This is a genomic window from Pseudoalteromonas sp. 5Ae-yellow (assembly GCF_014077565.1).
In the GTDB taxonomy this organism is placed as follows: Bacteria; Pseudomonadota; Gammaproteobacteria; order Enterobacterales; family Alteromonadaceae; genus Pseudoalteromonas.
Window position 1 is genome coordinate 1 of sequence record NZ_JACGWD010000106.1, and the last position, 9,148, is coordinate 9,148.

The window sequence follows — 9,148 nt, forward strand, 5'->3', positions numbered from 1 at the left end:
CTTCCTTCAGACCCCACCGTTGGCCAGTGACGCCCTTGCCATTCAGATTATCTTCCCCTTAGTCAGGGTAATAAGGCATCTTTCAGCCTATCGGGTTTGCCAGCTTCGCTGGGCAAACAAAAAAAGCGGCTAAATGCCGCTTTTTGTATGTGAGCTACTTAACAATCCAAGGCGTTACTTTAATAACGTTCGATATATCGCCAAGCACTGCACTATCATCTTCCCAGCTATCTTCAACTGCAAAATAACACACTGACTTTTCACACGTTATGCTCTTATCATCAAATTGCATTGGGCTTTTAAATGTAACTGCTACGCCCTTTTGCTCTGGTAATAAAAACCACATTAATTTACTTACAAAAAAGCCCGATAAATCAGTTAACAGCTCATCAAGTTCTTCGTTAATGGTATATAACGACTGCTTTGAAAATGTTAAATCTTCAAGTTCGTTTGCTTCTATTTGAAGTTTTAACTGGCAATCATGATCTGGATTTTGTGGCTGCACCACAATGACGGCTTTATCTGTATCAAGTTGCTTATCGAACGGTAATAATAGCTGTGCTTTATCGGTGAAGTTAAGTGGGTACTCGTTTCTTTCAGTTAAAATAGTGCCGCTTTTAATGGCACACGCTTCATTAGTTGCTATATCACTTATATAAAAATTAACTCGCGCATATTGAAAGTCGCCTTTGTTAACAACTTTTAATCGGTCATAAAAACCGTCATACGACATAACAAATTCTCTTGCATTAACATTAAATGCACTCATGCCCAGCAGCACTAACGCAATGGCGTTGGTGCAATTAAAAATGTATTTATTCATCAAAGTAGGCTCTATTTTGGCTAATCATCGTGTTTAGCTCTTCTATATACGCTTCACCGCGCTCAGAGTAAGACATTAAACCGTGTGTAAGTTCAGTCGCTAAAATTGGTTTTTGCTCAAGACGTAAGTTTTCACGTATTGCGCGCAAATCTTTATAAGCAGGATGCGTATTTATGTTTTTAAAGTAAGAGTTTATAGCAGCTCTTACCGATTTAAACGCAGCAACTTCGTGTGCAGCTCCAGTATTACGGCGTTTTGGTACCATGCCACAATCTTTTGTGTAACACCACTGACCAAAAAAGTTAAGGCCAATACGTGCAAAACGCGATGTGCCCCACGCAGATTCATTTGCAGCTTGCATAAGCGCTAATTCTTTAGGAATTATATCAACACGGCGTAGTGCTTGCGTAAGTATTAGCGTATCAATGGTGCTTGGTAAACCGTACGACTTTAATATTGCTGCAATATCTTTGCTTTGCTTTTTTTCTAAAGGTAATTCGTTTTGTAGCATCATGCGTGCTATTTCAAGCTTAGCGCGTTGCTGTAATATTTTTTTGTTTTCGGCTTCAACGTGCGGACGAATAAAGCTAAAAAATGCATGTTTTTTTTCTTTAACATCACTAAATTCTGAAAACTTTGGCAGTTTTACATTATGTAATGGTTTTTCTTTTTTCTTCACTTTTTTTGGTTGTTCTGACGTTTGTTCATCTAGTTCAACATCGTCACTTTGTATAAACGGGTAAGCAAGCGCCCATACAAAAAACACGGTTAGTAAAAGCTTAAAAATCGTTTTTAACATGTATTCTCTCTTGGAAACAACAACTATGCATGGTTAATACACAAGCATACGAAGGCGCATTATACCTAAGCCACTTTATAAACGCGAATAACTGGGGTTTGATGACCTTTTACGGTTGAATTTTCAGCAATGTATTTGGGTTTCGATAAAACAGAGCCTATGTAGTGCATTTGTTCATTCGCAATTTATAAGTCCATGGGTATACTGAGCAAAGTTTAATAATATTAACTATGTGTGAGTAAGCAGTATGGATAAACAATGGCAAAGCCGAATAATAGAGCAATATAAACATCGTCCTAACGATAACCGCTCGCCGTGGCAGGTCGATCGTTCGCGCATTATTCATGCCGCAGCATTTAGGCGTTTGCAAGCTAAAACCCAAATTATGGGCATAGGCCTAAACGACTTTTACCGCACTCGCCTTACCCACTCTTTAGAAGTATCGCAAATTGGTACCGGCATATTGCGCCATTTAAAAGCGCAACATAGCGACTTTACGCACTTTCCATCAACTGGACTGCTCGAAACACTGTGTTTAGCGCACGATATTGGCCATCCACCCTTCGGCCACGGTGGCGAAATAGCGCTAAATTACATGATGCGCGATCACGGTGGTTTTGAAGGTAACGCACAAACACTGCGCATAGTTGCAAAACTTGAGCCCTACAGTAATGGCCACGGCATGAACCTAACTCGTCGTACTTTATTAGGTTTTATAAAATACCCCGCGTTTATTAATACGCTTTGGCATACCATTCCCGATGCCACAACCGGTCGTGCATTTATAAAAGCGGATGATTGGCGACCTGCCAAAGGGTTATACAACGACGATGCAGCCATATTCAATTGGATAGTAGAACCACTGAGTCAAAACGATAAAACGTTGCTGGGTAACCATGCTGCTATTGATAAGTACCGCGCTAAAACAACGTATAAATCGCTCGACAGCGCCATAATGGAGCATGCCGACGATATAGCATACGCGGTACACGACTTAGAAGATGCCATTGCAACCCATGTACTTACGTTAGACGATTGGCAAACCCATGCTCTGCCCCATTTAAAAGCACTAAACTTTGACTGGCTAAACGACATGCTTGAATCGCTGACCCAGCGCTTGTTTTCAAAAAATGATTATGAGCGAAAAGATGCCATAGGTGAGCTGGTTAATACCTTTATTATTCATATACATTTGGATATTCAAAACGATAACTTTGAATGCCCTATTTTAAAGTACACCGCTAAATTAGATGCCCAATACGACAGTGTATTGCAAATACTTAAGCATTTTGTGTTTCAACGTTTAATACGCGCCCCCGAAATGCAGCAAATAGAGTTCAAAGGTCAAAACTTACTAATAGAGTTATTTACCGCGTTTGCTAGCGATCCGCTGCGTTTATTGCCCGAAACAACACAAGCACAATACATAGAAGCGCAAAAGCAAAACCAAGAAATGCGTATAATTTGCGATTATTTGAGCGGAATGACCGACGAGTACGCTTATAAAACATACCAACGATTGTTTTCACCTATGCAGTAGCTAACTGCTAACTGCTAACTGCTAACTGCTAACATTGAAAAGGCCGAGTAAATTTAATTTACTCGGCCTTTTTAGTTTTTATATTTAGTTGGAACGTTTTATAACGACTCTACGCCCATGTTATATAGCGTAAAACCAAATATATCAGCGTACTGCTCAATTGTTTTACTCGTTGGAGTACCTGCACCATGCCCCGCATTGGTTTCTATGCGAATAAGCGTTGGATTATTACCTGTTTGCTTTGCTTGAAGCTCAGCTGCAAACTTAAACGAATGCGAAGGAACAACACGGTCATCATGGTCGCCAGTTGTGATCATAGTAGCTGGATACTCAACACCTGCTTTTACATTATGAAGTGGTGAGTAACCTTTAATGTATTCAAACATTTCTTTGCTTTGCTCACTGGTGCCGTAGTCGTATGCCCAGCCAGCGCCGGCAGTAAATGTATGGTAGCGCAGCATATCAAGTACACCTACAGCAGGTAGAGCAACTTGAAATAAGTCAGGACGCTGCGTCATTACTGCGCCAACTAACAAACCACCATTAGATCCACCGCGAAGTGCTAAGCGTTTTTTAGAGGTGTACTTCTTATCTTTTAAGTACTCAGCCGCGGCTATAAAGTCGTCAAACACATTTTGCTTTTGCAATTTAGTGCCTGCATTATGCCAGTCTTTACCGTACTCACCACCACCGCGAATATTAGCAACGGCGTATACACCACCTTGCTCAAGCCATACTGCATTAACCGGGCTAAAGCTTGGCGTTAAACTAATATTAAAACCACCGTAACCGTATAAAATTGTAGGGTTTGAACCATCAAGCTTAATGCCTGTTTTATAGGTAATTACCATCGGTATTTTAGTACCGTCTTTTGATGTATAAAACACCTGCTCAGACGTGTAATCATCACTATTAAAATCAATAGCCGATTTACGATAAACACCCGATTCACCCGTAGTTACGTCAAACGTATAAGTAGTACCTGGTGTTTTGTAGTTAGTGAACGAATAATAAAGCGTTGTTTGATCTTTTTTACCGCCAAAACCGCGTGCTGTACCTACGCCTGGCAATGTAATTTCACGAATTAGCTCGCCTTTTTTGTTGTACTGTTTTACCTGCGAAATCGCATCAACCATATAGTTTGCAAAAAAGGTATCGCCGCCTTTTGTAAGGTTTAGTACGTTTTTGGTTTCAGGAATTAAATCAACCCAATTTTCAGGGCTCGGGTTGCTTGCATCAACCGTCACTACTTTTTTGTTTGGTGCATTAAGGTTAGTAACTAAAAACAGCTTGCTGCCTTCGTTATCTATAACTGATGTATCTGAATCAGTATTTCCAACAACCGTTACAAACTCACTGTTTTGCTTTGTTAAGTCTTTTATAAACAGCTTATTGCCTGAGGTAGACGTACTAGCTGAAATAAGTAAGTATCGACCATCATGAGTTACATCAGCGCCTACATAGCGATGTTTTTGCGCATCAGTTTCACCAAATACAACACTATCAGCAGATTGAGCTGTACCTAACTTATGGTAATACGCTTTATGCTGATCTGTTTTAGCCGAAAGCTCACTGCCTTTAGGTTTTTCGTAACTTGAATAGTAAAAACCTTCGTTGCCAAGCCACTCTATGCCACTAAATTTAACGTCAACAAGCGCTTCTTCAACTTGTTCTTTAGTATGTGCATCAATAACTATAATTTTGCGCCAGTCGCTGCCGCCTTCAGATATTTGATACGCGAGCAATGACCCATCTTTTGAAAACGATAAACCCGACATAGACGTCGTACCATCTTCACTAAACTTGTTTGGATCTAAAAATACTTCAACGTCGCCGCCATTTTTACTGCGGTACAAAACATATTGATTTTGCAGGCCATCGTTTTTATAAAAATAGGTGTAATCGCCTTCAGTAAAAGGAGGGCCTATTTTTTCGTAATTCATTAGTTTTTCAAGGCGCTGCTTTAACTTATCGCGATAAGGAATTTGTTCTAAATAAGAAAACGTTAAATTGTTTTGCGTTTTAACCCAATCGGCAGTCTCTCTGCTCATATCATCTTCAAGCCAACGATATGGGTCGCTAACGGCTTCTTCAAAGTAGGTATCTACGATATCGCCTTTTTTTGTTTCTGGGTATATAACTGCATTAACTTGCTTCATTGGTGCTTTTACTTCTTCTTGAGTTACCGTATTAGTTGGCTCTGAACAGCCGCTAAGCGCTACAATTACAGCACATGCTAGAGTGTGTTTAAACATCCTGAGTTCCATTCTTATTTTTTAATAGTGCACATAAGTTATTAACTTTTAGCCCCTTTGTCTATTTAGATGCGTTAAGCGCCATTTATCGCTGTAAACAAATGTAAACTTACGCTTTAATAGCACAACCCTCATTAAAATAAAAAACAATAAAAGAGCACACTATGCAAAGTACAAACCCCACGTATAAAAGCTTTAAAGCCTTCTACCCTTATTATTTAAAAGAGCATCGCAACGTGATTTGCCGCCGCTTACATTTTATAGGAAGCACACTCGTTCTTGCTGTAATCGCAATAGCATTATTGAAACAGCAATATAGTTTATTGTGGCTATTACCTGTTATTGGATATGGGTTTGCGTGGGTCGGGCATTTCTTTTTTGAAAAAAACCGCCCTGCTACTTTTAAACACCCTTTTTACAGTTTGTGGGGAGATTGGGTAATGTTTAAAGACATACTTATTGGAAAAATTAAATTTTAACACTATTTCTAGCACTCTTTTTTATACCAATTACTTATAAAAACAAAATTACTTCATGCTTTAAAGTATAGGTTCTAATAAGTAGTACATAATTTATAATACACCCATTAAATGTTAATTTAGTTAACATTTAATGGGTGTATTTTTATTTTATATTTTTAAAAATATTTATAGCTCAACAGTTGTTTATTGCCAGCCCAATAAAAATGGCTTCCTACAAATAATTAGTTAAATCTACCAACCTCATCTTACCAGTTAATTAAACGTTAAATTTAATTTTTAAATATAATTCATTATCCATCAATTACTTAGCAATCACCTTCGCTATATAACTAAAACAATGGTCATTATAAAAAACAACCAAATGTAATTATAAAAAACCTTGAATTAATTGAATGTTATTCAATTGACTGACTTTGTTAATTAAGTATATGTTCAAGGTAACAAAGAGGTTTAATCTTTATCTTTTTGTAAAAAACTAAAATAATTCAATGGGTATGGGGAAATACAGCATGAATAGAAAACCGTTATTAAAATTACAGCAGTCGGTACCACAAATATTACTCGCCATGAGTGCATCAGCTGCGCTACTTGGTTCGCTCTCAGTAAATGCTGCAGAGCAAGACACCAAAGCAGAAGAAAACATCGAACAAATAAGCGTAATTGGCTCTCGCCGATTAGGCCGTACAGTAGAAGACAGTGCAGTACCCATCGATATAATTGGTGCAGATGCACTTAAAAACTCAGGCTTTACTGAAACGAATGCCCTACTTAGCAATTTATTACCTAGCTTTAACTTCCCGCAAGCATCACTTACTGATGGTAGTGACCATGTACGCCCTGCTCAACTTCGTGGTTTAGCACCCGATCACACTTTAGTGCTTGTTAATGGTAAGCGTCGCCATAGCAACGCATTACTTAACTTAAATGGCTCAACGGGTCGTGGTTCATCATCAGTTGATTTAAATGCAATTCCAGCAAATGCTATCGACCGCATTGAAGTATTACGCGATGGTGCAGCAGCCCAATATGGCTCTGATGCTATAGCCGGTGTTATTAATATAGTGCTTAAAAGTGCCAGCAGCGGTGGCTCAGTGGCGGCTATATATGGTGCTAACGTAACCGAAATGGACGGTGTACCACAGCTTGAGTCTGTATCTGAAGGCAGTGATGGTAATTTAGCCTTTACCGAAGGGGGCGATCGCTCTTTAACAGACGGCCAAACACTAACGCTGCAAGGTAACATGGGTTTTGAACTTGGCGATAATGGTTTTTTAAACATTTCAACAGAATACCGCGACCGCCATTCAACTAACCGCTCTGACTACGATAATCGTGAAAACTACGCACGATTAGATGATGGCTCTCTCGACCCGCGTGAACTTACCGTAAATCGATATAACCATAACTTTGGTAATGGCGATGTTGAAGACTTTTCAGTGTTTTATAACGCAGGTTACCAGTTAACAAATGAGGTCGATTTATATTCGTTTGGCTCTTACAGCAAACGCGAAGGCGAAGGCGGTGGTTTTTATCGCCGTGCAAGCGATAGCCGTAATATAGAAGAAGTTTATCCTGATGGCTTTTTACCTGTTATCACTTCAGACATAGATGACTTTTCACTGGCACTTGGCGCTAAAGGTTTTGTAAGTGAATGGAATTACGATGTATCGGCCGTATATGGTCAAGATGCATTTGAGTTTGGTGTTATAAATAGTTTAAATACCTCATACGGCCCGACTAGCCAAACAAGCTTTGATGCAGGAACACTTACTTACGATCAACTTACCTTAAACGTTGATTTTAGTCGCGAAGTAGACGTCAGCTTCTTAGAAAACTCGGTAAGTGTAGCTGTAGGTGCTGAGTATCGCCGCGAAGGATACCAAATAGATGCAGGCGAAGAAGCATCATATGCACAAGGAACATTTGGCCCAGGAGGCGCAGTAACCGACCCAGTTGATGGCCCATTTGGCGCAGCGGGCGCACAAGTATTCCCGGGGTTTACACCCGAATCAGAGGGCGATAATAGCCGCCATAACGTGAGCTTGTATATAGACTTTGAAACCTACCTAACCGACGATTGGAATTTAGCGGTTGCCGCCCGTTATGAAGATTACTCAGACTTTGGCGATACACTTAACGGTAAAGTTGCGACTCGTTATTCATTAACTGAAGACTTAGCGCTGCGCGCCTCTGTATCAACTGGCTTTAGAGCACCGTCGTTACAACAGCAATACTTTACCTCAGTAGCCACTGTATTTGTTGATGGCGAACCAACCGAAACCGGCACATTTGCACCAGGCAGCGATGTAGCAAAAGCACTAGGCTCACCTGGTCTTGATGCCGAGGAAGCAACAAACTACGGCGTTGGTTTTACATGGTCTACCGACTTTAATTTCAGCTTATCGGTTGATTACTACCAAATATTAATTGATGACCGCATTGTGTTATCAAATAACTTATCGGGTGCTGCTATTGAGCAACTACTTGAAGGTACCGGTGCTAATCAGGGCCGCTTCTTCTTAAACGCAATTGACAGTAAAACCCGTGGTGTTGATGTGGTTGCCTCTTATAATGTAGCAACCGATGGTTATGGCGATTTAGCCTTTAACCTAGGTTACAACTACGGTAAAAATGAAGTAACAAATATTATCGACCCACCAGCAGAGCTGCAAGGTGCAGGGTTCGATCAAGACAACCTGTTCTCAGGCACTGAGCTGCGTCGTTTTGAAGTAAGCACACCGCGTAATAAGTACAACTTAAGCGCAACATGGACTAACGACGACATACGTACCACGCTTAGAACAACACGTTACGGCGAAACTCAAGACCCTTCAGATATCCCAGAACGTAACGAAGTGCTTAAGCCCAAATGGATAACCGACTTAGATGTCGCCTACTCGCTTAGCGAAAACTTATCGCTGAGCTTAGGGGCTAATAACATTTTTGATGTTTACCCAGATGCAACCCGTGAAAATGTTGACGATGTAACCACCTTCTCACGTTTATTTGCTTACTCTAGCTTCTCGCCGTATGGATTTAACGGACGCTACGTGTACGGTAAAATAGAAATGAAGTTCTAATAAGCGCAGCTTAAAGTAACCAAACACACAAAAGCCACCGATTAGGCTGTCTCTTGATCACAAGTCTGACTCAAGAGATTTTGCTAAATCGTAGCCTTCCAGGATGGCTTGTAACTTAAGCCATCCTTTCCATAACACTTTCACAGATGCACGCCCTGTGCGCTTGGTA

At 40.2% G+C, this 9,148-nt stretch carries 6 protein-coding genes; 3 read left to right on the forward strand and 3 right to left on the reverse strand.

Annotation, left to right across the window (positions count from 1 at the left end; translation table 11 throughout):
* Positions 1-154: 154 nt before the first annotated feature.
* Together H4J63_RS18785 and H4J63_RS18790 are read right to left on the reverse strand one after the other, a co-directional pair.
* A complete protein-coding gene (locus H4J63_RS18785; RefSeq protein ID WP_024606444.1) occupies positions 155-823 on the reverse strand; it encodes a DUF2987 domain-containing protein in 669 nt (222 codons plus the stop codon).
* Positions 816-1,622, reverse strand: a complete 807-nt coding sequence (locus tag H4J63_RS18790; protein ID WP_182197958.1) for a glucosaminidase domain-containing protein — start codon at positions 1,620-1,622, stop codon at positions 816-818. Before H4J63_RS18790 ends, H4J63_RS18785 begins: the two co-directional genes overlap by 8 nt.
* Before the next feature lie 247 nt (positions 1,623-1,869).
* Between H4J63_RS18790 and H4J63_RS18795 the strand changes: the two genes are divergently transcribed.
* Entirely contained in the window at positions 1,870-3,162 is a 1,293-nt protein-coding gene (locus H4J63_RS18795) for an anti-phage deoxyguanosine triphosphatase (RefSeq protein WP_182197959.1), read from the forward strand.
* Positions 3,163-3,260: 98 nt separating this feature from the next.
* Here the strand turns inward: H4J63_RS18795 and H4J63_RS18800 are convergent, their stop codons facing one another.
* Positions 3,261-5,417 (reverse strand): prolyl oligopeptidase family protein, encoded by a 2,157-nt coding sequence (locus H4J63_RS18800; protein WP_182197960.1) that lies wholly within the window; start codon positions 5,415-5,417, stop codon positions 3,261-3,263.
* Positions 5,418-5,581: 164 nt separating this feature from the next.
* Between H4J63_RS18800 and H4J63_RS18805 the strand changes: the two genes are divergently transcribed.
* Both H4J63_RS18805 and H4J63_RS18810 read left to right on the forward strand, forming a co-directional pair.
* Positions 5,582-5,896, forward strand: a complete 315-nt coding sequence (locus tag H4J63_RS18805) for a DUF962 domain-containing protein (RefSeq protein WP_182197961.1) — start codon at positions 5,582-5,584, stop codon at positions 5,894-5,896.
* Between the two features lie 512 nt (positions 5,897-6,408).
* On the forward strand, positions 6,409-8,979 hold the full coding sequence (locus tag H4J63_RS18810; RefSeq protein ID WP_182197962.1) for a TonB-dependent siderophore receptor: 2,571 nt from the start codon (positions 6,409-6,411) through the stop codon (positions 8,977-8,979).
* Positions 8,980-9,148 lie beyond the last annotated feature (169 nt).

Bases quoted from the DNA above. Each gene is read 5' to 3' on its own strand.
- H4J63_RS18785 (WP_024606444.1), bottom strand. From the start codon at position 823: ATGAATAAATACATTTTTAATTGCACCAACGCCATTGCGTTAGTGCTG.
- H4J63_RS18790 (WP_182197958.1), bottom strand. From the start codon at position 1,622: ATGTTAAAAACGATTTTTAAGCTTTTACTAACCGTGTTTTTTGTATGG.
- H4J63_RS18795 (WP_182197959.1), top strand. From the start codon at position 1,870: ATGGATAAACAATGGCAAAGCCGAATAATAGAGCAATATAAACATCGT.
- H4J63_RS18800 (WP_182197960.1), bottom strand. From the start codon at position 5,417: ATGTTTAAACACACTCTAGCATGTGCTGTAATTGTAGCGCTTAGCGGC.
- H4J63_RS18805 (WP_182197961.1), top strand. From the start codon at position 5,582: ATGCAAAGTACAAACCCCACGTATAAAAGCTTTAAAGCCTTCTACCCT.
- H4J63_RS18810 (WP_182197962.1), top strand. From the start codon at position 6,409: ATGAATAGAAAACCGTTATTAAAATTACAGCAGTCGGTACCACAAATA.